At 75.2% G+C, this 25,913-nt stretch carries 23 protein-coding genes and 1 pseudogene; 9 read left to right on the top strand and 15 right to left on the bottom strand.

Annotated features, from left to right (window positions below):
- Positions 1-5: 5 nt before the first annotated feature.
- From Ae505Ps2_RS21150 to Ae505Ps2_RS21100, 11 genes are all read right to left on the bottom strand, one after another.
- Complete coding sequence (locus Ae505Ps2_RS21150; RefSeq protein WP_083695883.1) at positions 6-860, bottom strand: ABC transporter permease; 855 nt, start codon at positions 858-860, stop codon at positions 6-8.
- Positions 861-864: 4 nt separating this feature from the next.
- A complete protein-coding gene (locus tag Ae505Ps2_RS21145) occupies positions 865-1,731 on the bottom strand; it encodes an ABC transporter ATP-binding protein (RefSeq protein ID WP_075553917.1) in 867 nt (288 codons plus the stop codon).
- A 47-nt stretch (positions 1,732-1,778) separates the two neighbouring features.
- Positions 1,779-2,810: an ABC transporter substrate-binding protein gene (locus Ae505Ps2_RS21140; RefSeq protein WP_075306594.1), complete on the bottom strand. Its 1,032-nt coding sequence runs from the start codon at positions 2,808-2,810 to the stop codon at positions 1,779-1,781.
- Positions 2,807-3,970, bottom strand: a complete 1,164-nt coding sequence (locus Ae505Ps2_RS21135) for an amidohydrolase family protein (protein WP_075306595.1) — start codon at positions 3,968-3,970, stop codon at positions 2,807-2,809. Before Ae505Ps2_RS21135 ends, Ae505Ps2_RS21140 begins: the two co-directional genes overlap by 4 nt.
- Entirely contained in the window at positions 3,967-5,097 is a 1,131-nt protein-coding gene (locus Ae505Ps2_RS21130) for an amidohydrolase family protein (RefSeq protein ID WP_075553916.1), read from the bottom strand. Before Ae505Ps2_RS21130 ends, Ae505Ps2_RS21135 begins: the two co-directional genes overlap by 4 nt.
- Positions 5,094-5,483, bottom strand: coding sequence for a Rieske 2Fe-2S domain-containing protein (locus Ae505Ps2_RS21125; RefSeq protein ID WP_075553915.1), 390 nt, complete (start codon positions 5,481-5,483; stop codon positions 5,094-5,096). The genes Ae505Ps2_RS21130 and Ae505Ps2_RS21125 overlap by 4 nt, the downstream gene beginning before the upstream one ends.
- A 48-nt stretch (positions 5,484-5,531) precedes the next feature.
- Positions 5,532-5,984, bottom strand: a complete 453-nt coding sequence (locus Ae505Ps2_RS21120) for a DUF126 domain-containing protein (RefSeq protein ID WP_020626400.1) — start codon at positions 5,982-5,984, stop codon at positions 5,532-5,534.
- Positions 5,981-7,261 carry an aconitase X catalytic domain-containing protein gene (locus Ae505Ps2_RS21115; protein WP_075306598.1) on the bottom strand — a complete coding sequence of 427 codons (1,281 nt, stop codon included), beginning with the start codon at positions 7,259-7,261 and terminating at the stop codon, positions 5,981-5,983. The genes Ae505Ps2_RS21120 and Ae505Ps2_RS21115 overlap by 4 nt, the downstream gene beginning before the upstream one ends.
- 57 nt (positions 7,262-7,318) lie before the next feature.
- Positions 7,319-8,626, bottom strand: coding sequence for an FAD-dependent oxidoreductase (locus tag Ae505Ps2_RS21110; RefSeq protein WP_075333373.1), 1,308 nt, complete (start codon positions 8,624-8,626; stop codon positions 7,319-7,321).
- 85 nt (positions 8,627-8,711) lie between these two features.
- The gene (locus Ae505Ps2_RS21105) at positions 8,712-9,671 is read right to left on the bottom strand and encodes a LysR family transcriptional regulator (RefSeq protein WP_020624605.1); all 960 of its coding nucleotides are present in this window, start codon (positions 9,669-9,671) and stop codon (positions 8,712-8,714) included.
- A 94-nt stretch (positions 9,672-9,765) separates the two neighbouring features.
- On the bottom strand, positions 9,766-10,749 hold the full coding sequence (locus tag Ae505Ps2_RS21100) for an AraC family transcriptional regulator (protein ID WP_075553914.1): 984 nt from the start codon (positions 10,747-10,749) through the stop codon (positions 9,766-9,768).
- A gap of 82 nt (positions 10,750-10,831) precedes the next feature.
- Between Ae505Ps2_RS21100 and Ae505Ps2_RS21095 the strand changes: the two are divergent.
- A pseudogene (locus tag Ae505Ps2_RS21095) lies at positions 10,832-11,267 on the top strand (pyridoxamine 5'-phosphate oxidase family protein).
- Between the two features lie 13 nt (positions 11,268-11,280).
- Here the strand turns inward: Ae505Ps2_RS21095 and Ae505Ps2_RS21090 are convergent.
- Positions 11,281-11,859, bottom strand: a complete 579-nt coding sequence (locus tag Ae505Ps2_RS21090; RefSeq protein WP_075333372.1) for a hypothetical protein — start codon at positions 11,857-11,859, stop codon at positions 11,281-11,283.
- 314 nt (positions 11,860-12,173) lie between these two features.
- On the opposite strand from Ae505Ps2_RS21090, the gene Ae505Ps2_RS21085 reads away from it, so the two are divergent.
- A complete protein-coding gene (locus tag Ae505Ps2_RS21085) occupies positions 12,174-12,746 on the top strand; it encodes a L,D-transpeptidase (protein ID WP_075306601.1) in 573 nt (190 codons plus the stop codon).
- 79 nt (positions 12,747-12,825) lie between these two features.
- Here the strand turns inward: Ae505Ps2_RS21085 and msrA are convergent, their stop codons facing one another.
- On the bottom strand, positions 12,826-13,338 hold the full coding sequence (msrA, locus tag Ae505Ps2_RS21080) for a peptide-methionine (S)-S-oxide reductase MsrA (RefSeq protein ID WP_020624599.1): 513 nt from the start codon (positions 13,336-13,338) through the stop codon (positions 12,826-12,828).
- 125 nt (positions 13,339-13,463) lie between these two features.
- Between msrA and Ae505Ps2_RS21075 the strand changes: the two genes are divergently transcribed.
- The gene (locus Ae505Ps2_RS21075) at positions 13,464-14,648 is read left to right on the top strand and encodes an acyl-CoA dehydrogenase family protein (RefSeq protein ID WP_075554288.1); all 1,185 of its coding nucleotides are present in this window, start codon (positions 13,464-13,466) and stop codon (positions 14,646-14,648) included.
- A gap of 81 nt (positions 14,649-14,729) precedes the next feature.
- A complete protein-coding gene (locus Ae505Ps2_RS21070; RefSeq protein WP_075553913.1) occupies positions 14,730-17,324 on the top strand; it encodes an HAD-IC family P-type ATPase in 2,595 nt (864 codons plus the stop codon).
- Here Ae505Ps2_RS21070 and Ae505Ps2_RS21065 read toward each other — a convergent pair.
- Entirely contained in the window at positions 17,309-18,652 is a 1,344-nt protein-coding gene (locus tag Ae505Ps2_RS21065; protein WP_075306603.1) for an AI-2E family transporter, read from the bottom strand. The genes Ae505Ps2_RS21070 and Ae505Ps2_RS21065 overlap by 16 nt on opposite strands.
- A gap of 236 nt (positions 18,653-18,888) precedes the next feature.
- Positions 18,889-19,719: a hypothetical protein gene (locus tag Ae505Ps2_RS32110; RefSeq protein WP_170917069.1), complete on the bottom strand. Its 831-nt coding sequence runs from the start codon at positions 19,717-19,719 to the stop codon at positions 18,889-18,891.
- Between the two features lie 158 nt (positions 19,720-19,877).
- Here Ae505Ps2_RS32110 and Ae505Ps2_RS33610 point away from each other — a divergent pair, with 158 nt between their 5' ends.
- From Ae505Ps2_RS33610 to Ae505Ps2_RS21035, 5 genes are all read left to right on the top strand, one after another.
- A complete protein-coding gene (locus Ae505Ps2_RS33610; protein WP_075306605.1) occupies positions 19,878-20,414 on the top strand; it encodes a dimethylamine monooxygenase subunit DmmA family protein in 537 nt (178 codons plus the stop codon).
- A complete protein-coding gene (locus Ae505Ps2_RS33605; protein ID WP_075306606.1) occupies positions 20,411-21,349 on the top strand; it encodes a PDR/VanB family oxidoreductase in 939 nt (312 codons plus the stop codon). Before Ae505Ps2_RS33610 ends, Ae505Ps2_RS33605 begins: the two co-directional genes overlap by 4 nt.
- Entirely contained in the window at positions 21,346-22,311 is a 966-nt protein-coding gene (locus Ae505Ps2_RS21045; RefSeq protein WP_075553911.1) for a heme-dependent oxidative N-demethylase subunit alpha family protein, read from the top strand. Before Ae505Ps2_RS33605 ends, Ae505Ps2_RS21045 begins: the two co-directional genes overlap by 4 nt.
- A 211-nt stretch (positions 22,312-22,522) precedes the next feature.
- Entirely contained in the window at positions 22,523-24,244 is a 1,722-nt protein-coding gene (locus tag Ae505Ps2_RS21040) for a DUF222 domain-containing protein (protein WP_075553910.1), read from the top strand.
- 330 nt (positions 24,245-24,574) lie between these two features.
- Positions 24,575-25,852 carry a hypothetical protein gene (locus Ae505Ps2_RS21035; RefSeq protein ID WP_075553909.1) on the top strand — a complete coding sequence of 426 codons (1,278 nt, stop codon included), beginning with the start codon at positions 24,575-24,577 and terminating at the stop codon, positions 25,850-25,852.
- The last annotated feature ends 61 nt before the right edge of the window (positions 25,853-25,913 follow it).

Raw genomic sequence — 25,913 nt, 5'->3', positions numbered from 1 at the left:
GCCGGTCAGACCCCGGTGTTCACCGACTCGTGCCACGGGATGACCAGGCGCTTCGCGGTCGTCACCATCATGTAGAGCAGCGACCCCAGCACCGCGAGCAGCACGATCACCGCGAACAGCCGTGGCGCGTCGAGGGCGTTGAGGCTCGACACCACGAGGTAGCCGAGCCCGGCGCTGCCGCCGAGGTACTCACCGACGATCGCGCCGATCACCGAGAACACGATCGCGACCTCGGCGCCGGCGAACACGTACGGCAGGGTCGCGGGCAGCTCCAGGTTCCGGAACGTCGCCCAGCGCGAGGCGCCCAGCCCGGTCATGACGTCGCGGTGCCCGCGCTCGACCGAGCGCACCCCCAGCATCACGTTGAGCATGATCGGGAAGAACGCGAGCAGCCCGGCCATGATGATCTTCGAGGTGGGGCCGAAGCCGAACCAGATCACGAAGATCGGCACGAACGCCACCTTGGGCACGACCTGCAGCGCGACCAGGGCGGGCTGCACCGCGCGGCGCAGCCACTCGATGCGCCCGAGCACCGCGCCGACGCAGACGCCCGCGACGAGCGCGGCGCCGAACCCGACGAGGACCTCCAGCAGCGTCACGCCGATGTGGCCCCAGATCTCCGGGTCGGCCAGCAGCTCCCTCAGCGCCCCGACGACGGCGGCCGGCGCCGGCAGGATGAACTCCGAGACCCCGACCACCGAGACGGTGAACTGCCAGACCCCCACGAGCAGCAGCAGGAGCACCGGTCCGGAGATCCACGGCAGGCGCCGCAACCACGGCGACTCCTTCTCCGGGCCGCCCGGGTCGGTCACGGGGGTGGTGGGTTCGGTCGCCGCGGCGGGACGTTCGGTCGTGGTCATCGGTTCAGTCCTCCCGGTCCAGCTCGGTGCGCAGCCCGGCGACCAGCGCGCCGAACTCCGGTGTCGTCTCGGTCGCCGCGGACCGCGGGCGGGGCAGGTCGATCGCGGTGACCGACCGGATCCGTCCCGGGCGCGGGGTCAGCAGCACGACGCGGTCGGCCAGGAACACGGCTTCGGGGATCGAGTGGGTCACGAACACGACGGTGGCGCCGGAGACGGCGTGGATCTGCTGCAGCTCCAGGTTCATCCGGTCGCGGGTCAGGGCGTCCAGCGCACCGAACGGCTCGTCCATCAGCAGTACCGACGGATCACAGGCCAGCGCGCGGGCGATCGCCGCCCGCTGGCGCATCCCGCCGGACAGCTCGCGCGGGTAGGAGTCCTCGAACCCGCCGAGGCCGACGGTGGCGCACAGCTCCGCGGCCCGGGCCCGCCGCTCGGCGCGCGGCACCCCACGCAGCTTGAGCGGCAGCGCGACGTTGTCGGTGATCGTGAACCACGGGAACAGGTTCGCCTCCTGGAACACCAGCCCGAACTCGGCGAAGACCGCGTCGTCGCGACGGCCGGCGGCCCAGGCGGGCCGGCCACCGGCCTCGACCAGCCCCGCGGACGGGGCGAGCAGACCGGACAGGATCCGCAGCAACGTCGTCTTGCCGCAGCCCGAGCGCCCGACCAGCGAGACGAACTCGCCGCGGGCGACGTCCAGGTCGATCCCCGACAGCGCGTGCACCTCCCCCCGACGGGTCGGATAGACCTTGTCCACACCCGACACCCGCAGGCCGACCGCGCCACCGGTCGGGGCCGCAGGCGGCGAGGACCGGGTGGTCGTCCGCCGGGCCGCCGTCTGCTGCTGGGTCGCCGTCTGCTGGGTCATGTCCGTCTCCTGCTCCGTCGCCGGGGACCGTCGTGTCGTCGGGGTGCTCATGGGGCGCCCTGGGCGCCGTTGAGACCGGCGTCGAGCCACTGCGCCGGGTCCTGGCCGGCGGGGACCTGACCGACCGAGGAGACCTCGTCGTAGGTGGCCTGCCAGCGCTGCGGTTCGATACCGGTCGGGCCCCGGCCCGCCGCGTAGCCGTCGACGTAGGCGGCGAGCGCGGCGCGGGCGACCTCGGGCCGGTCCAGCGTCGAGACCTGGTACTTCGAGCCGATGAGCTGCATCGTCTCGGTGAAGCCGGCTGCCTCGTCGGCGGCGATGAAGGCGGTGGCGTCGGCGATCGCGGCCAGGTAGCGGCGCAGCTTGTCCTGCTCGGCCGGGTCGGCCGCGGTGGCCTTCGAGGTGGCGTAGATCTGCGACCCGGCGGAGATCGCGTCGTTGGGGTCGTAGACCACGGCCTCGGGCCGGGTCGCCTGCAGCAGCATCGCGGTGTCGAGCGAGACGATGAACGCGTCGACGCGGCCGGTGTCCACCAGGTCGAACACGCCCGGGCTGAGCCCGACGACCTGGCGACGCAGCTCGTCGGGGGCGATCCCGGCCGAACCGGCGACCAGGTCCAGGGTGATGGAGCTGGTGCCGCCCTCCGACGGTGTCCCCACCAGCTTGCCGCGCAGCTGTGCGGCGTCGGTGACCGGCGCGCGCTGCGAGGAGACGAGCCGCAGCGGACCGTCGTGCACCACCCCGCCGATCGCGACCAGCGGTGCGCCGCGCTCCCCCGCGGCGACCATCGTCTCGATGTCGCCGATCCGGGAGATCTCCGCGGACCCGGCGAGCAGGGTCTGGATGGCCGGCGCGGAGCCCTGCGTGGCCTCGAAGGTCACGTCGAGACCGTGGGCGGCGAAGAAGCCCTTGGTGTCGGCGACCATCTCGGCGGCGTAGCCGAGCGACTCCATCGGCAGGATGTTGAGGAAGGTGATCCGGTCGCGGCCGTCCTCGCCGCCGCCGCCCGACCCGCATCCGGCGAGGACGAGGCAGGCGGCGAGCAGGACCGCGGCGAGCCGGGTCGTCGTGCGGGTCATCGGGGGACCTCCGGTACGTGGTGGGTCGACGCGAAGGACGGCGACGGTGTGGCGGCGGTGTCCGGGCCGCGGTACCACGCGGTATCGGCGCCGCGGTACCACGCGGTGTCACTGCCGCGGTACCACGCGGTGGCGTTGCCGTGGCGGACCGCGGCCCGGGCGGCCGGGTCGAGGGCGGCGAGCAGCCGGGCCGCCCCGTCGCCGTGGCGGTGCGGGTGGTCACCGGCGTGGAGCAGGATCTCGGCGGCGCCGAGGACGTCCAGGGCGTCGCGCAGCTCGCCGGGGTCGCGTGGCAGATGGACCGGCGCGGTGGTGAACCGGACCTGCTCGCGGACGTACTGCGACGGCATCCGGTCCACCCACGGCACCTCGCGGCGGATGCCGCGCCACTCCTTGTCCAGCCGCCACAGCAGCGGCGGCAGCCAGGACGACCCGCACTCGGCGACGGTCACCCGCAGTCCGGGCAGCGCCCCGAGGGCGCCCTCGGCGACCAGCGACACCAGCTGGGACTGCGCGACCTGCCCGTGGGACAGGTAGTCCTGCAGGTAGGTGTGGGTGAACCCGGTCGTGGTCGGGGCGCTGCCGACCCGGCCCCAGGCGTGCAGGGTGACGACCAGCCCGGCCGCGGCGGCCGCGGCGAGGACCGGCCGGAACACCGGGTGACCCCAGCGCAGGTCGTGGCCGCGCACCGGGAGCAGCACCTGCACGAAGCGCGGGTCGTCCGCCCAGTGCTCGATCTCGGCGACGGCCGCCGCCGGGTCACCGAGCGGCACGGCGACCGACCCGCGGGCGCGGGGCTCGTGGTCGAGGAACCGCTGCGCGACCCAGATGTTCACCGCCCGGCACAGGGCGGCCTCGAACGCGTGGTTGCGACTGACGTCGAACGCGGTGGTGCAGGTCAGGACCGCCGTGGTGACCCGTCCGCCACCGGGGACCGGTGGGTCGAGGACGGCGGCGCGCAGGGTCGCCACGTCGTGCGGGGCGGGGCCCTCGACCATCGCGGGCGGGTAGGCACCGGCCTGGACGGGGTCCACGCGCAGCGCGGCCCCCAGGGCGTAGTCGCGCCAGTAGGGGCTCAGCAGCGGCGAGAGGTCGGCGAACGAGGCCGGTGCGACGTGGGTGTCGGCGTCGAAGAACTCCTCGGCCGGCTCGGCGCTCATTCCTCGCTCCCGGGCAGGGTAAGGCCGTAGAGGCGGGCGGCGTTGGCGGCCGCCATCGGCCGGCGCAGCGCCGCGGGCAGCACCCGCAGCGCGGTGATCGGGTCGTCGAAGTCCCAGTGCGGGTAGTCGGAGGAGAACAGGATCCGGTCGGTCATCCCGGTCTGCTCCCAGGTCGTCGCCAGGTGCGCGGGCACCGGCGGCTCGTCGATCGGCTGGGTGGTGAACCACACCCGCTCGCGCACGATCTCCGACGGGGGACGGGTCAGCCACGGCACGTCGTCGCGGCACAGCTCCCAGGCGTCGTCGAGGCCCCAGAGCAGCGACGGCAGCCAGGACACCCCGCCCTCGACGAGCACGAACTGCAGGTCCGGCACCGCGTCGAGGACTCCGCCGGCGACCAGCCCGGTCAGCGCGACCGCGACCGCGTTGCCGTACCAGGCGTGCTGCTCCAGGTAGAACGACGGCCAGCCGTCGCCGCGGTGGCCCTCGGTGCCGCCGAGGTGGATCGCGACCGGCAGGCCGTGCGCGGCGGCCGCGGCGTAGATCGGCCGGTACTTGGGGTCCGACCAGGGCAGGAACGTGCCGCTGGGGAACAGGACCTGCACGAACCGCGGGTCGTCGGCGCGGCGCTCGATCTCGGCGACGGCCTCGGCCGGCGACTCGTGCGGGATGCAGATGCTGGCCCGCAGCCGCGGCTCGGGGTCGAGCCAGTCGGTGACGAGCACGTCGTTGAACGCCCGGCACAGCGCCGCGGCGAACGCGGGCTCCTCGGCGCCCGCGGTGTGCCCCTGCATCGGGATCAGCACCCCGGCGACGACGTCGTAGGGGTCGAGCAGCTGGCTGCGCATCAGATCGAGGTCGCTGCCGGGCGGCCGGGCGGGGCCGCCGGCCGCGTCGGGGTGGGCGTCGCGGCGCATGCCGCCGTGCCGGACCCGGGGGTAGACCGCGGGCGGCGGCGCGCCGCGCAGCCCGAACCGGTGCAGGCGGCGCCGCCAGGGCTCGGGCAGCGCGGCCGCGAGCCGGTCGGCGGTGACGACCGGGTGGATGTCGGCGGCGACGATCGGGGTCCGGGCGCGGCGCCGGGCCGGGGCCCGGGTGGTGGCCGTGGCGGAGTCGGTGGTGGTCATGACGTCTCCTCGGTGGCGGGGCGACGGCCGGTGTCGACGACCACCCAGCGGTCCTCGACGGTGACCTCGAAGGTCTCGGCGGTGTACGGGCCGGGTGTCATCCCCGGCGGGCCCGGCTCGACCGACGCCGGGAGGCTGCGGGCGGGGGCGTCGCCGGGCTGGTAGGAGCGGCCGGTGCGCACGTCGTACTCCCAGCCGTGCCAGGGGCAGGCGACGAGCACGTGGTCGTCGTCGAGCCGCACGTCGGCCGGGCCGGTCGCCACCGGGGCCCCGGCGACGGAGCCGCGGCACAGCGGGCCGCCCTGGTGCGGGCAGTGGTCGGCGAGGGCGTAGTAGTCGTCGCCGACCCGGAAGACGCCGATCGAGCGGGTGCCCACCCGCACCACGCGGTGCTCCCCGGGGGGCGAGCTCGTCGGCGGGGAGCACGGCGAGCCTCATGTCCCCTCCCCCGCCCGGTGCCCGTCCGCCCGCGCGAGGAGCTCGACGGTGCCCGCGGTGGCGTCGAGCCGGATGCGGTCACCGGTGCGCAGGACCCGCACCGGGTCGACGTCGAGGTCGGCCAGTGCGGGGACGCGGGTGACGACGGCGCCGAGCGCGGCTTTCGTCGTGGTGACCGTGAAGATCATCCCGAGTGGGGCGGTGCCGAGCAGCCGGGTGCTCTGGAAGAACGCCGACCAGCCCGAGGAGCCCTTGGCGCCGGGGAAGACCAGGATCCGCCCGGTGAAGCAGACACCCTGCAGCGGGTGCCGGGCCTCGACGATCGTCCCGCTGGCCGGGTCGATGCCGCCCCACCCCGAGATCGTCTCCGGCGAGACCAACGCCTCTCCGGTGACCACACCGGGGACCACGGTCCGGCCGCGCAGGACGGTGCCGACGGTCGCGGTCATCGCAGCTCACCCGACCAGCGACCGGTGACCGCGGCGTGCACGCAGTCCTCGGTGGTGCCGAACCACGCCTCGATCCCGAGGATCGCGGGCAGGTAGTGGGCCTGCTTGGCGGAGTCGGTGGCGAACACCCGCGTGCCCGGCGGGGCGAGGCGGGACATGGCCGGGCACGAGTCGGTGAGCACACGTCCGCCGGCCGCCTCGATGACGGCGGTGTAGCCGCTGCGCTCGGCGACCGCGGCCAGCGCCCGCGGCGCCATGATCCACAGCGAGGTGCCGTGGTGCAGGCGGCGGCCGTCGAGGAGCCGGGCGACGTCACGGATCTGGTCGAGCGAGGCGTGCGGGCAGCCGAGCAGGACGAAGTCGACGGACGCGCTGGTGCCCTGGTCGTTGAGCCGGGCGTAGGTGGCGGCCCGCTCGGCGGCGCCGTAGACGACGGCGTCGACCGGGACGCTGCCGCCGAAGGCGGCCTCGACGGTCGGGGCCTCCGGGGTGACCCCGGGGACGTGGTACATCTCGACCCCGCCGGAGGAGGCGGCCGCGGCGCCGAAGTGCTTGAGGTCGGTGAGGTCGGGCAGGGCGAGGTCGCCGGTGACGACCGGGCGGGCCTCCTGCACGACCTCGCCGGTGAAGTAGCCGAGCAGCCCCCAGTCGAGGAACCCGCCGACCGGGGTGTCGACCCGGACCAGGTGGGTGCCGCGGCGGTGGGTGTCGTGGTGATTGCCCCAGCACGGGACGCGTCCGGTGAGGCTCGCCGCGCCGGTGGACGCGGTGCCCTCGCAGTTGGTGCGGGCGCCGAGCACGGAGTTGGCGTAGACGACCGCGGAGGACTCCATCCAGGCGCAGTGCTCGCCGCGGACCGGGAGGTTGCCGACCTGGTACGGCGTGCAGGTGGCGAGGATGGAGACGCCGCGACGGCCGTAGAAGGTCTCGGCGTCGGCCTGCAGCTCCACGAACTCCGCGGGGTAGGGCGCGACGGCGGCCGCGTCGGCGCCGAAGCCCTGCTGGAGCTGGCAGGTGGGCACCGCCATCGGCGGGATCTCGTGCGTGGTGTCGCTGTCGAGGTTGATGACGGAGAAGGCGCGGTCCCAGCCGCCCTCGGCGACCAGCCGGGCCTTGAGCGGCGAGGGCTGGGTGGCGGTCCCGGCCACGTTGCGGACCGAGCAGAGCCGCTCCGCGTCCAGCGCCTCGGCGTAGCGGGTGAGCAGGTCCATCGCGGCGGCGACGGCGGGACCCTCGGCCCCGTCGAGCATCCTGCGGTCGTCGTCGGTGAGTATCACGGAGCGCCTCCGGGCATCGTTGCCTGTCTCCTCGTGGTGGTGGCGGCGGGGGCCGGGTCAGCCGTCGACGTTCTCCCGGATCCGGTCGGTGAGGGCACCGGCGGGCACGTCGTGCAGGCTGCCCGCCGGTCCGGCGAGGTCGAGGGCGTGTGCGGCGGCGTGGCCCATCGCCGCGCACGGGCCCATGACGCGCACGCTGGACAGGGCGGCGGCGTCGCCGTCGATGCAGCGGCCCGCGGCGACCAGGTTGGACGCGCCGGGCGGCAGCATCGAGCGCAGCGGCACGTAGTGCAGGTGGTCGGCGTCGAAGGTCTCCCAGACGTAGCCGTCGGGGCTGTCGTGCAGCTCGATCGGCCACGCGGTGCGGGCCACGGCGTCGTCGAAGCGGACCCCGGCGCGCACCTCCTCGACGGTCAGCTGGTGGACGGCGGCGATCCAGCGGGTCTGGCGACGGCCGGGCAGCCCGTAGGAGCGCACCGCGGCCTTGCCGAACACCTCGGGGAACTCCGCGCGCAGGAACTCGACGACCCGGTCGGCCTGCGCCTTCCCCTCCAGCTGGGCCTCGGCGGCGGCGAACGGGTCCAGCGGCGCCTCGATGTGGGTCATGTTGAGCACGGCCGTGTCGCGCCCCGGGAAGTAGAAAGCCAGGCCGTCGCGGCGGAGCAGGCCGTAGTCGCCCGCCTTGGCCGCGACCCGCTCGGCGAGCTCGGCCGGCTCGGGGGCGGCACTGGCGTCGAGATGCTCGACGACGAGCTGCTGGCTGCCGTAGATCTCCCGGTCGGGCAGCCGGCACTCCAGGCCCGCGGCCCAGGCGAGCGCGGCGTCGCCGCTGGCGTCGACGAATCCGGCCGCGGTGACGTCGACGGCGCCGTAGCGGGTGGCGAGGCGGGCGCCGAGGACACGGTCGCCGTCGCGCTCGACGCCGGTGAGGGTGGCGTTGGTGAGGACCCTGATGCCGTGGGCACGGACGGTGTCCTCGACCCAGCGGCCCAGGCGCACCTCGTCGTAGCCGACGGTGAGGGTGTGGCCGGAGCGGCGGAACAGGTCGCCGCTCGCCTCGAGCTCGGGGAACAGGGAGTCGAACAGCCCATGGGTCAGCTGCCGGAACTCCGGACCGTTGCCGTAGACCCCGCAGAACAGCCCGATCAGCGAGTTCACCATCTGCCCGCCGAGGACGGGGGCGGCGTCGACGAGGACGACGTCGCGGCCGAGGCGGGCGGACTCGACGGCGGCGGACAGGCCGGCGATGCCGGAGCCGACGACGCAGACGTCGGCGGTCACCGCGTGCTCGGCCGGGTCACCGGCCTGCAGCGGGGCGTCCCGGATCACGGTGTGGACCGGCAGGGGCGTCAGCGGGTGAGGCATGGCTCACACACTAGGAACGGCGCGCACCGTCCCGGAAATAGAACGTTCGCCTGCCGGACCATCGACCGGACGAATAGTCGCAGCTCTACAGGGTGGCCGACAGCTCGACGAGGAGCTCGCGCAACCACTGGTGGGCCGGGTCCGGGTCGAGGTCGGTGTGCCACCAGAGGCGCTCGCGGATCGGTCCGGGGTCCCCGGGGCAGGGCAGCACGACCAGTCCGAGGCCGTCGGCGACCTGGCGGGCGAGTCGCTCCTGCAGCAGCGCGACGCGGTTGGTGCCGACCACCATGTACGGCACCGACAGGTAGCTCTCGACCCGCACCCGGATGTCGGGCTCGACGCCGAGGCGGGCGAGCTGGCGGGTCATCGGCGCCGCCGCCGACATGCCCCGGTCCGGGGCGAACGGGACCACCCAGGGCATCGCGGCGAGCTCGTCGAGGTCCAGGGTCGGGTCCGGCCCGGCAGCGACCGGGTTGGCGGCGTCGACGACGCAGACCCAGCGGTCGTCGAACAGGGCGGTGGAGCGCAGCTCGGGGCGTTCGAAGCGGGCGGCGGGCGGGGCGATGAGCCCGTCGATGAGCCGGATGGTCTCGCCGATGTCGGCGGAGAACGACTCGCGGACCAGCCGCAGCCGCAGCTCGACGCCGGGGGCGCGCCGGGCCGCCGCCGCGGACAGCGCGGGCCCGAGGACGGCGACGGTGTAGTCGGCGACGAGCAGGGTGAACCCGCGCCGGGCCGTCGACGGGTCGAAGCCGTGGCCGGTGCCGAACAGCCGCTCGGCGGCCGAGCAGACGCCCTCCACCTGGTCGACGAGCTGGGCGGCGAGCGGGGTGAGCACGTAGCCGCCGGGATGGCGGGACAGCAGCTCGTCGTCGAAGTGCCGGCGCAGCCGGGACAGGGCCGCACTGGCGGCCGGCTGGGAGATGCCGATCCGGGCGGCGGCCCGGGTGACGTTGCGCTCGCGCAGCAGCTCGCGCAACGAGACGAGCAGGTTGAGGTCGAGGTTCGCCAGCCGGACCGACGGTGGGTGCGGCGGGACCGTCACGACCGGCCGCTGACGGAGACGACGACGGCGGTCACACCGGAGGTGCGGCCGAGGGCGCGGTGCAGGACGGCGACGGTGGTCACGGCGCTGCAGGCTAGCCGCTCACCCCGTCCGGAGCATCCGCCCGCTCGCCGGGCCGCCCGCCTCGCGACCCGCCCCGGCGGAACGCGCTGGGGGTGACGCCGCGGACCCGGGTGAACGCCGCGCTGAAGCCGAACGGGTCGGCGTACCCGACCCGGCGCGCGATGCCGGCCAGCGTCGCGTCGGGCTCGGCGAGCAGCAGGTCCGCGGCCAGGGTCATCCGCCAGCCGGTGAGGCAGGTGAGCGGCGGCTCGCCTACCCGGTCGGTGAACCGCTTGGCCAGCGTCGCCCGGGACACCCCGGTGGCGGCGGCGAGCCCGGCGACGGTCCAGGCCGCGGCGGGGTCGGCGTGCAGCAGCCGCAGCGCCCGCCCGACCACCGGGTCGTGCTGGGCGGCCCACCAGCGCGGGCGGCTGCCGTCGGCCCGGTCGAACCACTCGCGCAGGGTGCAGACCAGCAGCCAGTCCAGGAGCCGGTCGAGCACGACCTGCTGCCCCGGCGCGTCGACGGCGACCTCGGCGGCCACGTGGTCGAGCACCGTGTCCCCGCTGCCCCCGGCGCCGACCCGCAGGACCGGCGGGAGCGCGTCGAGCAGCCGGGCGCCGACCTCGCCCCCGGCCACGGAGGCCGCGGTGATCAGGGTGCTCGCGTCGCCGTCCGGTGCCGGCGCCGGGTCGTGCCAGCCGAGCCGGTGGCGGGTGCCGCCCTGCTCGGGCGTCGCGCAGTCCACACCGCAGACGATCGGCTCGGCCGGGGTGCCGACCTCGTCGACCACGTGGAACCCGGCGGGCCCGCGTACGACGGCGGTCTCCCCCGCGGTGAGCCGCACCGGGTCGGCGCCGGGCACGACGATCCACCCCGCGCCGGTGAGCATCGCGCACAGGGTCAGCGGTGCGCCGTCGACGAAGTGCAGCGACCAGGGCGGGGTCAGGGTGGTGCTGCCGAACAGCGAGCCGTGCGAGCGCAACCCGCGGACGAGGTCGCCGAAGGGGTCCACCGCACCGAGGTTAGACGATCGGACAGGAGATCCGGTGTCTCACCCATGTCGTCGTCCGCGTCGTGCTGGTGTCGTGGACGCCATGCCCACCACCGACATCCGCACGGCACTGACCGACGACGACCGCGCCTTCCTCGCCCGCCCGCTGCACGGCTTCCTCAGTGTGGCGGGCGGCCCGGTGCCGCCGCAGCCCCGCCCGGTCTGGTTCGAGGCGACCGACGACGGCACGGTGCAGCTGTTCACCGGACCGGAGTCGCTGCACATCCGGCGCAGGCGGAAGGACCCGCGGGCCTCGCTCGTCGTCGCCGCTCCGGTCGGGGAACGGGAGCGTTGGATCGCGGTCGAGGGGGGGCACGACCGTCGAGACCGACGGGGCGCACGCGCTGGCGCAGCGTCTGGCGCAGCGCTACTGGGACCTCGACGACCCCACGCGGGCCGCGGACCTCGCGGCAATCCTCGCCGAGGACCAGGTGCGGCTGGTGATCCACCCCGAACGGGTACGGCGGCTGATGTTCTGACGCGTCGCCCGGGTCAGGGGGTGCGGCGGCCCGACCACTCGGGCTCGACGGCGGCCCAGTCCTCCGCCCAGGCGCGGGCGAACGTGCGCCCGTTCCAGGCGAAGGCCAGCCGCCCGACGACCAGTACCCCGCCGGCCCACCCGGCGGCGGTGAGGAACCCGGCCGCGACGGCGACCGTGACGGCGTCGGCCGGGGTCGACGGCGGCGGCGCCAGCCTGCCGTCGGTACCGACCCAGGCCGACACCCGGTCGCCCACGTCGTAGATGCCGGGCAGCGAGCTGCCCCCGGAGTGCGGCAGTCCGTCCGGCCCGGTCCAGCTCAGCGTGAGCGACTGCTGCCCGGTCTGCAGGTCCCCGACCGCGTTCGCCCGCGCGGTGACCGTCGCCTCGACCGGCACGCGCTGCCGGGCCTCGACCGCGCCGCGCTCGAGCACCGTCCCGTGGGCCGCGGCACCGGCGAGCCACGCCACGACGAGCCCGCAGGCGGCGAGCAGCCCGCACAGCACCGCGAGCAGGTCCTCGCGACGGGACGCCCGACGACGGAGCCGGTCGGCAGGTCCCGGCTCGGAGCCCGGACGGTCGGCTGCGCGCATCGTTCCTCCTGGGGTCGGTCACGAGTGGGCGTCCCCACCACCGCGGGTGAGGAGGCGATCACCGAGACCTACCCCCGTTATCGCGCCGTGACATCCCGTCGGGACGGAGATCACGCCCCCGGACGCCGCACGGTCCGCTCCCGTACCCGGGCGGTCGACCGGCCATCGGTCCGCCGCCGGGCCCACCGCCCACCCGTTCGCCGTGCACTGCTGGCCACTCGCCGCCACGGGACGCTCCCGCGCAACCGCGACATCCGGACGGGCGTCTGCCCTGTTGTCACCCGGGTGGGTGATCTGTGGCGTGGGAGGTGGGCATGTCCCGGACCGAGCGGCTCCGTCGCCGTCGCCGTGTGCTGGTGACCGGTCTCGTGCTCGTGGCCGGGGTGGGGCTGGGTGGGACCGCGATCGCCACCGCCGACCCGGAGCAGAGCCGGGTCGCGCAGCAGGCGCACGCCGAACCCGCGGCCCCGGGGACACCGTGCTCGGCGTCGGTGCGCGCCTGCGTGGACCTCGAGACGCGGCAGGCGTGGCTGGTCCGCGACGGCAGGGTCGCCGACGGCCCGTTCCCGGTCACCACCGGCGGCGAGGGGAAGGCCACCCCGGTCGGGCACTCGTTCCGGGTGTACCGCAAGGAGGCCGACCACCGCAGCGGCGAGTACCCGGGCCCGGACGGCCGTCCGGCGCGGATGCCGTGGTCGGTGTTCTTCGCCGACGGCGGGATCGCCTTCCACGGCGGGGACCTCAGCCGGGAGTCGGCGGGCTGCGTGAAGCTCCGCACCCGCGATGCCCGGCGGTTCTTCGAGACCCTGCAGGTCGGGGACAAGGTGCAGGTCGTGAACGGGTCGGTGGAACGCCGGCACCGCGCCGAGGGCCGCGGCCACCTCTGAGCCCTGCCGCCTTCACACACGGGACCGGCCCGCGACGCGTGGTCGCGGGCCGGTCCGTACGTGCTGGGAGCGGAGGGCCTCAGCCCGTGCTGGCCGTCCGCCGCGGCAGCACCCAGTTCGGGCGCGGGAAGTGACAGGTGTAGCCGTAGGGGAACTTCTGCAGGTAGTCCTGGTGCTCCGGCTCGGCCTCCCAGAAGTCGCCGGCCGGCTCCACGTCGGTGGTCGCGCGGCCCGGCCAGAGCCCGGAAGCGTCGACGTCGGCGATCGTGTCCAGGGCGACGGCCCGCTGCTCCTCGGTGGTGTAGAAGATCGCGGAGCGGTAGCTGCGGCCGATGTCGTTGCCCTGGCGGTCCTTCGTCGACGGGTCGTGGATCTGGAAGAAGAACTCCAGGATCTCGCGGTAGGAGATCCGCTCCGGGTCGAAGACGATCTCGACGGCCTCGGCGTGGTCACCGTGGCGCCGGTAGGTGGCGTTCGGGGTGTTCGGATCGCCGGAGTAGCCGACCCGGGTGGAGACGACGCCCGGACGCGCGCGCAGCAGCTCCTGGACGCCCCAGAAGCAGCCACCGGCGAGGATCGCGGTCTCGGTCATGGGGATGAACCTCCCTGTGTCGGGTCTCGGAACCTACAACGGTCCCACCGCCGCGGATGTTCCGTCGCACACGACCGGTCACCCCGGCTCGCGGGGTCCCCGGTCGATGACCGATGCTCGGTCGCATGGACGGGCAGAGCGCCGGGTCGGACACGGGGTTGAGCACCGAGGAGCGGACGGTCGTGGAGACGGTGCGCGACTTCGTCGACCGGGACGTCCGCCCGGTGGTGCGGGAGCTGGAGCACGCGAACACCTATCCCGAGGGGCTCATCGAGCAGATGAAGGAGCTCGGGATCTTCGGGCTCGCGGTCCCCGAGCCGTGGGGCGAGGCGCCGGTCTCGATGCCCTGCTACGCCCTGGTCACGGCCGAGCTGGCCCGCGGCTGGATGAGCCTGGCCGGCGCGATGGGCGGGCACACCGTCGTGGCGAAGCTGCTGGTCGCCTTCGGCACCCGGGAGCAGCAGGACCGGTACCTGCCGCGGATGGCCACCGGCGAGCTGCGCGCGACGATGGCGCTGACCGAGCCCGGCGGCGGCTCGGACCTGCAGGCGATGACGACCCACGCCCGTCGCACGGACGACGGGTGGGTGGTGAACGGCGCCAAGACCTGGATCACCAACTCGCGGCGCTCGGGGCTGATCGCGCTGATGTGCAAGACCGACCCGACCGCCGAGCCGCGGCACCGCGGCATCTCGGTGCTGCTCGTCGAGCACGGTCCCGGCCTGACCGTGTCCCGGGACCTGCCCAAGCTCGGCTACAAGGGGGTCGAGTCCTGCGAGCTGGCCTTCACCGACATGGCCGTCCCCGCCGACGCGGTGCTCGGCGGAGAGCCGGGACACGGCTTCGCCCAGATGATGAAGGGCCTGGAGACCGGCCGGATCCAGGTCGCCGCGCGCGCACTCGGCGTCGCCGACGCCGCTCTGGCCGACTCCCTGGCCTACGCCCAGGAGCGGGAGTCGTTCGGCAAGCCGATCTGGCAGCACCAGTCGGTCGGCAACCACCTCGCCGACATGGCCACGAAGATCACCGCTGCGCGGACCCTGATCCTGCACGCCGCCCGGAAGTACGAGTCCGGGCAGCGGTGCGACATGGAGGCCGGCATGGCGAAGCTGTTCGCCTCCGAGACCGCCATGGAGGTCGCCCTCGACGCGGTGCGCATCCACGGCGGCTACGGCTACTCCACCGAGTTCGACGTCGAGCGGTACTTCCGCGACGCCCCGCTGATGATCGTCGGGGAGGGCACCAACGAGATCCAGCGCAACGTGATCGCCGCCCAGCTCGTCAAGCGCGGGGGTCTGCAGCGCTGGTGAGCGCTCAGCTCGCGCACAGTCGGCACACATCCCGGCCTGCCACGATCGCCGCACGGGGATCGACGGCGGAGAGGGGACGGTGTGACGACGGCCGAGACCGTCCAGACGGCACCCGACGACGGGCTGACCGCGGCGCAGGTCGCGGCGGCGCGCCGCGCGGGCCGGACGAACGCGCCGGTGAGCGCCGGGACGCGCGGCTACGGGCGGATCCTGCGCACCAACGTCTTCTCCTTCTACAACACGATCCTGTTCGCGATCGGGCTGGCCCTGCTGGTGCTGGGTCGCTACGGCGACGCCCTGACCAGCGTGGGGCTCGGCCTGGTCAACGCCGTCGTCGGGGCGGCGCAGGAGATGCGCGCCAAGCGGAAGCTGGACCGGCTGCAGCTGCTCGACGCCGCGGAGGTCACCGTCGTGCGCGACGGTGTCGAGCAGCGGGTCCCGGCCGCCGACGTCGTCGTCGGGGACGTGCTGGTGGTGCGGGCGGGCGAGCAGGTCGGCGTCGACGGGCCGGTGCTGACCGGGCGGGCCGAGGCCGACGAGTCGCTGCTCACCGGCGAGTCCGACCCGGTCGTCAAGGATCCCGGCGACCTGCTGCGCTCGGGCAGCCACTGCGTGACCGGGACCGCCCGCCAGCGCGCGACCGCCGTCGGCGTCGACAGCTACGCCGGCCGGCTGACGCTGCAGGCCCGCGCGGACACCACCGAGGCGACACCGCTGCAGCGGCGCATCGACTTCGTCGTACGGCTGACGATGGTGCTGGTCGTGCTGATGAGCGGCGCGATCCTGGCCCAGGCGTTCCTGGAGGGGTTCTCGCTGCTGCGGGTCGTGCAGATCACCGCGGTGCTGTCCGGGCTGGTCCCCTACGGCCTGTTCTTCCTCATCGCCGTCGCCTACACCCGGGGTGCGGCCCGGCTCGCCGGGCGCGGCGCCCTGGTCCAGCGGGTCAACGCGGTGGAGGCGGTCACCCACGTCGACGTCGTGTGCACCGACAAGACCGGCACCCTGACCACCGGCGCGCTGCGCCTGGACCGTGTCGACCCGCTCGACGGGACCGAGCCGGGCCCCGCGCTCGCCCGCTTCGCGGCCTCGGTGACCGACCCGAACCCCACCACCGCCGCACTCGCCGCCGCGCTGCCCGGCGCCCCGTCCGAGCTGCGCGACGAGGTCCCGTTCACCTCGTCGCTGCGCTGGTCCGGGCAGGTCACCACCGACGGCGAGGCGTTCGTGCTCGGCGCCCCGGACGTGCTCGCCCCGCACCTGGGCGACCCGGACGCCGTCGCCAACCGGGTGGCGGCACGCGCCGCCGCCGGGCTGCGGGTGCTGCTGCTGGCCCGGTCCGCGCGGCCGGCTGCCGGGCTGCGCGGCGACGACGGCCGTCCAGCCCTGCCCGACCTGGTCCCGGTGGCGCTGGTGGCGCTGTCGGACGAGCTGCGTCCCGGCGTCGCCGACGCCCTGGAGCGGTTCGCCGCGGACGGGGTCGCGGTGAAAGTGCTGTCCGGCGACGACCCGCGCACCGTCGCCGCGCTCGCCGCCCAGGCCGGGCTCGACGTCGGCGAGCCGGTCGACGGGTCGGAGGCCGCGGAGCTCGCCGACTCCACCGAGTCCAGCGACTCCGCCGACTCCGCCGACTCTGCCGACATCACTGCCGACCGCCGGGCCGCGCTCGACGCGCTGGTCGCCCGAACCACGGTCTTCGGGCGGGTCGCCCCGGAGCAGAAGGAGCGGATCGTCGCGAGCCTGCGCCGGGGCGGTGCGCACGTCGCGATGCTCGGCGACGGCGTCAACGACGCGCGGGCACTCAAACGGGCCCACGTCGGCGTCGCGATGCGCAGCGGTTCGGCGGTGACCCGCGACGTCGCCGACATCGTGCTCGTCGACGACTCGTTCGCCGCGCTGCTGCCGGCACGCAGCGAGGGGCGCCGGATCATCGACGGCATCGCGGTGTCGATGTACGTGTTCCTCACCCGGGTCGCCACCCAGGGCCTGGTGATCATGGCCGTGACCATGCTCGGGCTCGGGTTCCCCTACTCCCCCACCCAGGTCGGGCTGACGCTGCTGACCGTCGGCGTGCCGACGCTGTTCCTGACGCTGTGGGCGACGCCGTCCGAGCCGGACCCGGACCTGCTGGGCAACCTCGCCCGCTTCGTGGTGCCGGCCTCGGTGGTGACTGCGGGCGCGGGGACGGTCGTCTACACGCTGCTCTACCAGGGCATCCTGCAGGGCTTCACCAGCGGGCGGACCCCGGAGCAGGTGATCGCCCAGTTCCAGAGCTACACCGGGCTGACCTACGGCACCGACGCCGACTTCGCCGAGGCGGCCGCGACGCTCGGCGCGCAGACCGGGCTGTCGACGTTCGTGGGGCTGGCGTCGTTCGTCCTGATCCTGTTCCTGCTGCCACCGCACCGGTTCCTCGCGGCGTGGACGGCGCCGGTGCACGACCGTCGCCCGGCCTGGCTGGTGCTGGGCCTGACCCTGGTGTTCGCGGGCGTGGTCGGGACCCCGGCGCTGTCGTCGTACGTCGGGCTCACCGGCGCGGCGCCGCCGGTGGTCCTGGTCGTGCTGCCGGCCCTGGTCTGCTGGTTCGCCGTGATGTGGGTGGTGCTCCGGTTCCGGGTGATGGACCGGCTGCTGGGGACCGACCGGCTGCCCGGACGGGTCGGTCAGCCGCCGTCCTGACGGGCGGAGTCCGGCGGGGCGGGCACGGAACCGTTCCCGGGGCCGCTCCCGGCGCCCTCCGTCTCCCGGTCCGGGTCCCCCGCCGTGGAGGTGTCGGCGGGTGCCGCGTCGTGGGCGGCGGCGACCGGCGGGCCCGCGGCGGCGATGTCGTCGACGCCGGAGAAGCGGCGGTCCCGCAGGTCGATCTGCTCGCCGAGGTAGCGCAGCAGCACCGCGACGACGGCCGCGACCGGCACCGCGAGGAACGCGCCGGCGATCCCGGCGAGCGAGCCGCCCGCCGTCACCGCCAGCAGCACGACCGCGCCGTGCAGCTTGAGGCTCTGGCCCTGCAGGAAGGGCTGCAGCACGTTGCCCTCGATCTGCTGCACCGCCACGACCAGCACCACCACCGCGACCGCGGTGCCGAAACCCTGCGTGACCAGCGCGATGAGGACCGCCAGCGAGCCCGCGACGACCGCACCGACGATCGGGATGAACCCACCGATGAAGGTCAGCACGGCCAGCGGCAGCGCCAGCGGGATCCCCAGCAGCACCAGGCCGATGCCGATGAACACGGCGTCGATGAGGCTCACCAGCGCCTGGACGCGGATGAACCCGCCGAGGACGTCCCACATCCGGCGCAGCACCTCGGCGATGTGCCCGCCCGCGCTGCGCCCGGTGATCGAGGTCAGCCACGGCAGGAACCGCGGCCCGTCCTTGACGAAGAAGAACGTCAGCACCAGGGCCAGCACCAGCGAGACCAGTCCGGACGCGACGGTGGACACCCCGGTCAGGACGCCGCCGGCGATGGAGGTCGCGCTCTGCTGCAGCTGCTGGGTGACCTGGGTGATGATGTCGCCGATCTGGCTCTCACCGAGGTTCAGCGGTGGACCGGAGATCCACTGCTGGATCTGGCCGAGCGCCGCGATCACGCCGGAGGTGATCTGCTGGGTCTGCCCGGCGATCGACGGCGCGATGCCCACGAACAGGCCGGTCACCGCGGCGATGCCGACGAGCAGCACCAGCGCCGAGGCGGCCGCGGGTGGGAACCGCCACCGGATGAGCAGCGCCGCGGGCGGACGCAGGACGGTGGCCAGCAGGATCGCGAGCAGCACCGGCCAGACGACGACCCACAGCATGCCGGTGACGTAGCCGAGGATGACCAGCCCCAGGGAGATCAGCGCGACCCGCAGGCTCCACGCCGCCACCCAGGTGAGCCCGTTGCCGATGAGGGTGCCGCGGCTCGCGGCCCCGGCCGTCGGCGACGGGTTCAGCAGTCCGCCCTCCGCCGGGTCCCGCCGCGCCCCACCGTCCTCGGCACGCGCGGCCGGTTGCGCCCCCGAATCCATGACCCACTCCGTTCGTCCCGGTTGACCTGCGGCGGGAACCCTAGCGGCGCAGGGGCTCCGATGCCCGCCGCAACGACACGCCACGCCCGCGCGTCGCGGACAGAGGGGCCTCCGAGAGGACGTCGGCAAGGTGACGGGACTCGGCGGGCCGGTCGTGGAGCACCGCCCACAGGGGCCCGCGAAGCCGATGGAGGGGCGCGGCGGCGCGGACGCACCGGGTGCGGAGTGCCCGCCGCTCAGCCGCCGGACAGCAGCGTGAGCCGGTCGGCGACCGCGCCCAGCTGCGAGCTCATCCCGTTCAGCTCCCGGGCCGCGTCGCCGAGCAGTCCGGGGTCGCCCAGTGACGCCCCCGCGATGCAGTGCCGGGCGGCGTCGGCGCCCGCCGCGAGCCCGTCGCGCCAGTACGTCTGGGCGACGGCGTCGGGGATCGCCGGGTACGCCTGGGCGGAGGCGACCTCGTCGCGCAGGCCGCGGCAGGCCTCGACCAGGGCCGGGATCCCGCCGTCCGACCCTGCCCGGGCGATGTCGCGCAGGGCCTCGGTGATCGCGGTGACGTGCACCTGGCCGCCCGCGGCGCGCCAGTCGCCGACCGCGGCCGTCGCCGTGGCGGCGTCCTCGATCCCGCGGCCCGCCGCCCCCGCGGCGCCGACGACCACCGCGAACACGACGAGCATCCCCGCGATCGCGCCGGCCAGGCCCGCACCGACCGCCAGCGGACGACGGCGGCGCGGCAGCAGCGCGGTCGGGAACCCGGGCAGTCTCCCGTCGGCGCCGGGCCCGGCCGCGGGCTCGACGACGACCGGGACCGGGGTGAACCAGGGCCGCTCGGGCGCCGGGGCGGGCGGTGCGGGGTGCGCGGTGCCGTCCCGGGGCGCCGGGACCGTCGCCCACCACGGACCCGCGCTGTGCTGCTCGTCGGTGTCCGGCCGGGTCTCGGTGTCCGGCCGGGTAACGGAGTCCGGCCGGGTCACGGCCTCGGCCCGCGGGGCGCCCCGCTGCGCCGGGACGGCGATCGTGGGCGGGGTCTCACGCAGGGCGTGCCGCGGGCGGTACGGCGTGCCGTCCATGACGTCCCCCTCTCCGACGTGCGGGCGCTTCACGCAGTTCATCGCGCCAGCGCCGAGATCGTGACCGACTCGGCGACAGTTTCACCAGAAATGGCGACCTGCGCATTCGCTGGGCGCCATGTGGTGTTCACGCGACGCCCGTATGATCACTCTCCGTCATGCCCGACCCCGTCCGCCCGCTGCGCACCGGCGCGGCCGTCCCGTCCGTGCACGTCGCACCGGAGTGGACCACGGTGCCGCGTTACGCCGGTCCGGCCGACCGCGGCGGGTCACCGCACCTGGTCGTCGTCTGCGGCTCCGCGCCCGCTCCCGACCTCGGGCCCGCCGACCGCCTGGTCCGGCTCCCTGCCGGCGCGGACGCTGCGACGCTGCTCGACCGGGAGCTCGCGACGCTGGTCACCGGCACCCGGATCCTGGTCACCGGGCCCGAGGCGCTCGTGCAGGCCGTGCGCGCCGCTGCGCTGCACCGTGGCGCCCTCGACGAGGAGCTCGTCCTGGTCCCGACCGACGTCGCCCACGCCACCCGGGACCGGACGGTGCACTGCGGACACTGCCACCGGCACGTCGTCGTGCACGCGGCCGTCGGGGACGCCGTGGCCTGTCCCGGCTGCCGGGTCGTGCTGCACGTCGCCGGGCACCACTCGCGCCGGCTCGGGGCGTTCCTCGGCGCACCCACGCCGCAGCGGGCGCCGTGACCCGGCCGGGGGTGCACCTGCGGGTCGTCGCGGTCACCGACGCCGCGCCCGACGTCCGTTCGCTGGAGCTCGCCGCCGCGCCGGGGACCGGGTCACTGCCCGCGGCGCCGCCCGGCGGCCACATCGGCGTCGAATGGGCGCCGGGCCGCTGGAACTCCTACTCGCTGACCGCGCCGTCCCCCGCACCCGACCGGTGGCACGTCTCGGTCGCGCGGCGCCCGGACTCCCGTGGCGGCTCGGTGTGGGCGCACGGTCTCGTCCCGGGTGACGCGGTCGTGGCGACGACGCCGCGCAGCTCGTTCCCGCCGGTCGACACCGCGCGCCACCACCTGCTCGTCGCGGGCGGGATCGGGGTGACCGCGGTCCTGTCCCACGCCCGCTGGCACGCGTTCTGGGGGAACCCGTACACCGTGCTCACGGTGCACCGCCCCGGCCCCGCACCGCACCGCGACGCGCTGCGCGCACTCTGCGGGGACCGGCTCGTCGAGGCGACCGGCCGCGTCGAGGCCCGGGCCGCGCTGGAGCGGCTGCTGGGCACGGCACCGTTCGGCAGCCACGTCTACACCTGCGGCCCGCCCGGCCTGATCGCCGCGACCGCCCGGACCGCCCGCGCCGCGCACTGGGTCGACGCCCGCATCCACGCCGAGGCGTTCGTCGGCGAGCCCGAGCCCGGCACCCCGTTCCGCGCTGTGCTGTGCCGCAGCGGCCGCACGGTCGAGGTCGGTGCCCACGAGACCCTGCTCGACGCCGTGCACCGAGCCGGGGTCACCGCGCCCGCGATGTGCCGGCGCGGGGTCTGCGGGGAGTGCGTGACCCCCGTCGTCGACGGCGGGGTCGAGCACCGCGACACGGTCCTGACCGCCGACGAGCGCGCCGACCGGATGGCGCTCTGCGTGTCCCGCGCCGCCGGGGCGACACTGGAGCTGGACCTGTGACCGGCGTCGACGACTACCCGTTCCCGCTGCCGCACCCGACCTACCGGATCAGCGCGAACGTCGAACCGGCCGGGGTCGAGCGCCGCAGCGAGGCGGGCTCCTGGGGCGGGCGGATCCTGCACGACGGCCCGGACCGACCCGCCGTCGCCGCCGAGCGCGCGTCGATCCTGGACCGCGAGCCCGCCCGGTTCGTCGCCGCGCCGCACGCCCGCGCGTCCTGCTGGGACGCCTGTCTGTACCTGCTCGGTCGGCTCGCCGCCGAGCAGCCCGGCACCTGCACCCTGACCCGCATCCCCGGCCGGGCCGGCGGGTGGCGGTTCCGTGACACGGCCACCGGCACCGACCGGGAGTTCGTGTTCGGCGACGACGCCACCCTCCCCGAACACCCGTTGCGCTGGGTGTCCCGGCTCGTCGCGGAGGACGTGGTCGTGCTCGGCGCCCGCGACGACGCGCTGTGGCTCGACGCCGGTGCCGTCGCGTTCGCCTCCGTGTGGTCGATCGGGTTCGACGCCGGCATGAGCTTCCGGGAGCTGCACGGGCCGGTCCCCGGGAACGGACCCGGCGGCGTGTTCGAGCGCGCCGAACGCTTCCTGCTGCGGCTGCACCCCGGCGAGGCCTACCGCCGCCTGAACTGGGGTCTGCAGCCCGACGACCACCGCGACCTGTCCCTCGACGCCGCCCCGCACTGGCAGCCCGCCCGGACCCGGCTCGATCTCACCGACCCCGGCCGACAGATACACCTGCGCACCGAGGTGCAGCACCTGGTGCGGCTCCCGCTGACCGGGGCGGTGCTGTTCCTGATCGGGATCCGCCTGCTGCCGCTCGACGGGGTCGCGCAGGTCCCGGCCTGGCGCAGCCGTCTCGCGTCGGTCCTGGAGACGCTGCCGCCGGAGGTCGCGGAGTACAAGGAGCTCGAGCCGCTGGCCTCGATCGCCGCGGAGTGGCGGCGCGCCCAGCTCTGACCAGGGCCGCGCCCGCCCGGGATCGCCTCCTGACCGGGATCACCTCCTGACCGGGAGCCTCCTGACCGGGGGCGCCTGCGGTGGTCGCGACGGGCGTCCGTGCGCGTTCCGCGGAACGCACCCCACAGGCCCGGCCCCACCACGGGTCAATCCGAACTGTCGGACCCCTCAGCCACACTCGTGCGAACACACGTTCGATGAAGGAGCCGTCGTGGAACCGTCCGCCGAGCCGATCACCCCCGCAGCGGACCCGGGCCCGCTGCCACTCGACCTGCACGAGCTCGAGTCCGAGCTCCTCGGTCTCGCCGGCCACATCGCCGCCGCCGAGTGCCGCTTCCTGCGACTGCTCGCCGAGTTCGACGACCACGGCGGCTGGTGCGGGGTCGGCGTCCGGTCCTGCGCCCACTGGCTGACCTGGCGCGCAGGGATGAGCCTGCGCACCGCGACCGAGCACCTGCGCGTCGCGCACGCACTGACCCGGCTGCCCCGGATCACCGAGGCGTTCGCGGCCGGCCGGATCTCCTACTCCAAGGTCCGGGCGATCACCCGCCTCGCCGGCGCCGAGGACTCCGTCCTCGCCCGCCTCACTCCCACTCCCACACCGGCCGCCATGCCGCACACTCCTGCCCCCTGCACCACAGCGGCGTCGCCCCACCTCGACGCCGACGCCACCACCGACCCTCGACCCGGCGACGACAGCACCACCCGCAGCGCCGGCGACGACCCCGGGACCAGCCCGGTGACCGACTCGCACCAGGGCCTCGTGTCCTCGTCCCCAGCCGGACACACAGACGGCACCGACCCGGCCGTGCATGGCACCGACGACACCCCACCCGCGCCCGGACGCCCGACCGGCGCACCCGTCCCCGGTGCGCACGGCCCGTCGCCGGCATCCGCGCCTCCGCCCGCGGAGCAGGTCCTGCTCGACCTCGCCCTGACCGGCACCGCGAGCCACGTCGAGAGCGTGGTCCGCGCCGCGCGCCGCCGCCTCGCACCGCCCGCGACCACCGCAGCCCTGCGTGGTGTGAGCTGGTACCACGACAGCGACGGCTCGCTCGTCCTGCGCGCCCGCCTCACCCCCGACGACGGCGCGGCCCTGGTCGCTGCGATCGAGGCACACGTCGTCGCCGTCGCCCCCTCGACCGCGGCACCGTCAACCGAGCCCGATCCGCGGGTCGGCCCTCACGAACGGGCCCGCGAGGCCGCCGAGCACGCCCCGGGCGCCGTCGTCGACACCCTGGCCGCGCGGCGCGCCGACGCCCTGCTGGACCTCGTCACGCGTGAGGGTGACGACGAGGGCGGGCCGGTCGTGTCCCGCCCCGGGACGCGGGTCACGGTGGTCGACGACGCCACCACCGGCTCCGCCCGCCTCGACGGCGGACCCGAGATCCCCGCGCCGACGGCCGAGCGGCTCGCCTGCGACGCGCGCGCCCGCGTCCTGCTCACCGACCGCCACGCGAACCACCTCTACCTGGGCCGGTCCCGCCGACTCGCCGGTCCCTCCCAGATCGCCGCACTGAGCGCCGCGGGCGCTGCCGAGGGTCGGCCCGGGTGCCGGTTCCCCGGCTGCGCGCACACCCGGCACCTGCATGCCCACCACGTCCGGCACTGGCTGCACGGCGGCCCCACCGACATCGACAACCTGGTGCTGCTGTGCAGCTTCCACCACCGGCTCGTGCACGACCACGGCTACGTGATCCTCCGCCCGCCCGGTGGGACGTGGACCGTCCACCGCCCCGACGGCACCGTCGTCCGACCGACCGGAGCCCCGCTCGACGGCAGCGCCGAGACACTCCTGGAGATCAACACCCGAGCCCGTCTCCGCATCGACCGCGACACCCTGACCCCCGACTGGTACGGCGACCGCCTCGATCCGGGCCCCATCCTGGACGCACTGCTGCCTCCCGATACGGCATCGACGGCCGCGGCCTGACCCGACGCGCCGGTGCCGCCGCCCACGTTCCGCGGAACGCGACGGCACGGCACCCGGCCCACGGCAGGCGTCCCTGGTCTCCTGCGCGGGTCTCCTGAGCGGCTGGCCCGTCCCCGGGCTCCGGCACGCTCCTGCCACCGCCACCCATATCGGTCCGCCACACGGCCGCACAACGTGCGACCGCACGGCCGCACCGACAGTCCGACACCCGGCCGAACCCTCACCCGCCATCCGCCCCGCTGCCCACGGGCTCGCGGTCCACCGGGCCCGCCGGCGGGCCCGCCTCCGACGTCGTGCCGCCACGGTCTGTGGGCACTAGCCTCACGCCCCGTGACCGACGCGACCCGCACCACCGTGCTCGACCTCGTCGCCGACCCCGGGTTGCCGACCGAGCTCGCCCACCGGCTCGTCCGCGACCTGCCGGCCGCGCTCGGCGCGCACGACGACGCCCGCTGGGAGGTCCGCGTCGCCGACGAGCCGATCGTGCTGGACGAGCGCGGCGCGCTGCCCGCTCTCGACATCGGCGACCGGGTGCGCGAGCGGGACGGTGCCGACGCCGTCGTGCTGCTCACCGACCTGCCGCGCCGCTCCGGGGCGGACCCGGTCGTGGCCGACGGCGGGACCGGGCACCGGGTGGGCCTGGTGTCGCTTCCCGCACTGGGCGCGATCAACCAGTACCGGCGGTGCCGCGACACGGTGGTCCGTCTCGTGACCGGGCACCTGATGCCCGCCGACCCCGCGCACGCCGGAGAGGCAGGAGCGCCGGACGCCGGCCATGCGGGCCCCCTGACCCGGATCGACCCGGGGTCGGGAGCCAGGTCCGACGACGACCGCCGGGGCCGGGACCAGGACCGGGGGCAGGCAGGCGCGGACGGGGACGACTCCGGCGCCGGCAGCGGCGGGGTCGAGGACGACATCGACGTCCGGCTGGCACTCACCGGGCTCCGCGGCCGGGTCCGGCTGCTGGCCGGGCTGGTCCGCGCGAACCGTCCGTGGCGGCTGGTGCCGAGCCTGTCCCCCGCCATCGCCGCGGCGGCGGCCGGGGCCGCGTTCGGGATCTTCTACTCCAACATCTGGGAGCTGGCGACGGCGCTCGGGACCGCCCGGCAGGTGACGGTCATGCTGATCGCCCTGGTCGGGATGACCGCGTGGCTGATCCTCGACAACCGGCTCTGGGAGTCGCGGCGACACCGCTCACTGCGCGAGGAGATGCTGCTGTCGAACCTGTCCACGGTGATCACGGTGGCCTGCGGGGTGCTCGCGATGTTCGCCCTGCTGTTCGTGCTCGCGCTGGTGGCGGCGTTCCTCGTGATCCCGCCGGACTACCTCTCCTCGAAACTCATGCGCGAGTCCGGGCCGGACGACTGGATCATGATCGCCTGGCTGTCGACGTCCATGGGGACCGTCGCCGGGGCGCTGGGTTCCGGGTTCGCCGACGACGGCGCGGTCCGTCAGGCCGCGTACAGCCGCCGGGAGCAGGAGCGGCGGGCACGGCTCGACCGGGCCGACGACCGCGACCGTGCCAGTGGCCACGACCGCGGCGGCGACCGCGACGGCGACCGTGGCGGCGACCGTGGCGGCGACCGTGGCGGCGACACCCGGGCCTGACCCGCACCGGTCGCGTCCCCGGCTCCGCCGACCGCCCTGGATCCGGCAACGGACAGCGCCA

Source organism: Pseudonocardia sp. Ae505_Ps2 (assembly GCF_001932425.1).
Classification (GTDB): Bacteria; Actinomycetota; Actinomycetes; order Mycobacteriales; family Pseudonocardiaceae; genus Pseudonocardia.
This window is presented reverse-complemented; position numbering and strand designations above follow the sequence as displayed.

Bases quoted from the DNA above. Each gene is read 5' to 3' on its own strand.
- msrA (WP_020624599.1), bottom strand. From the start codon at position 13,338: ATGACCGAGACCGCGATCCTCGCCGGTGGCTGCTTCTGGGGCGTCCAG.
- Ae505Ps2_RS21140 (WP_075306594.1), bottom strand. From the start codon at position 2,810: ATGACCCGCACGACGACCCGGCTCGCCGCGGTCCTGCTCGCCGCCTGC.
- Ae505Ps2_RS21090 (WP_075333372.1), bottom strand. From the start codon at position 11,859: ATGCGCGCAGCCGACCGTCCGGGCTCCGAGCCGGGACCTGCCGACCGG.
- Ae505Ps2_RS32110 (WP_170917069.1), bottom strand. From the start codon at position 19,719: ATGGACGGCACGCCGTACCGCCCGCGGCACGCCCTGCGTGAGACCCCG.
- Ae505Ps2_RS21130 (WP_075553916.1), bottom strand. From the start codon at position 5,097: ATGACCACCACCGACTCCGCCACGGCCACCACCCGGGCCCCGGCCCGG.
- Ae505Ps2_RS21085 (WP_075306601.1), top strand. From the start codon at position 12,174: ATGTCCCGGACCGAGCGGCTCCGTCGCCGTCGCCGTGTGCTGGTGACC.
- Ae505Ps2_RS33610 (WP_075306605.1), top strand. From the start codon at position 19,878: ATGCCCGACCCCGTCCGCCCGCTGCGCACCGGCGCGGCCGTCCCGTCC.
- Ae505Ps2_RS21110 (WP_075333373.1), bottom strand. From the start codon at position 8,626: ATGCCTCACCCGCTGACGCCCCTGCCGGTCCACACCGTGATCCGGGAC.
- Ae505Ps2_RS21075 (WP_075554288.1), top strand. From the start codon at position 13,464: ATGGACGGGCAGAGCGCCGGGTCGGACACGGGGTTGAGCACCGAGGAG.
- Ae505Ps2_RS21150 (WP_083695883.1), bottom strand. From the start codon at position 860: ATGACCACGACCGAACGTCCCGCCGCGGCGACCGAACCCACCACCCCC.
- Ae505Ps2_RS21135 (WP_075306595.1), bottom strand. From the start codon at position 3,970: ATGAGCGCCGAGCCGGCCGAGGAGTTCTTCGACGCCGACACCCACGTC.
- Ae505Ps2_RS21120 (WP_020626400.1), bottom strand. From the start codon at position 5,984: ATGACCGCGACCGTCGGCACCGTCCTGCGCGGCCGGACCGTGGTCCCC.
- Ae505Ps2_RS21065 (WP_075306603.1), bottom strand. From the start codon at position 18,652: ATGGATTCGGGGGCGCAACCGGCCGCGCGTGCCGAGGACGGTGGGGCG.
- Ae505Ps2_RS21145 (WP_075553917.1), bottom strand. From the start codon at position 1,731: ATGACCCAGCAGACGGCGACCCAGCAGCAGACGGCGGCCCGGCGGACG.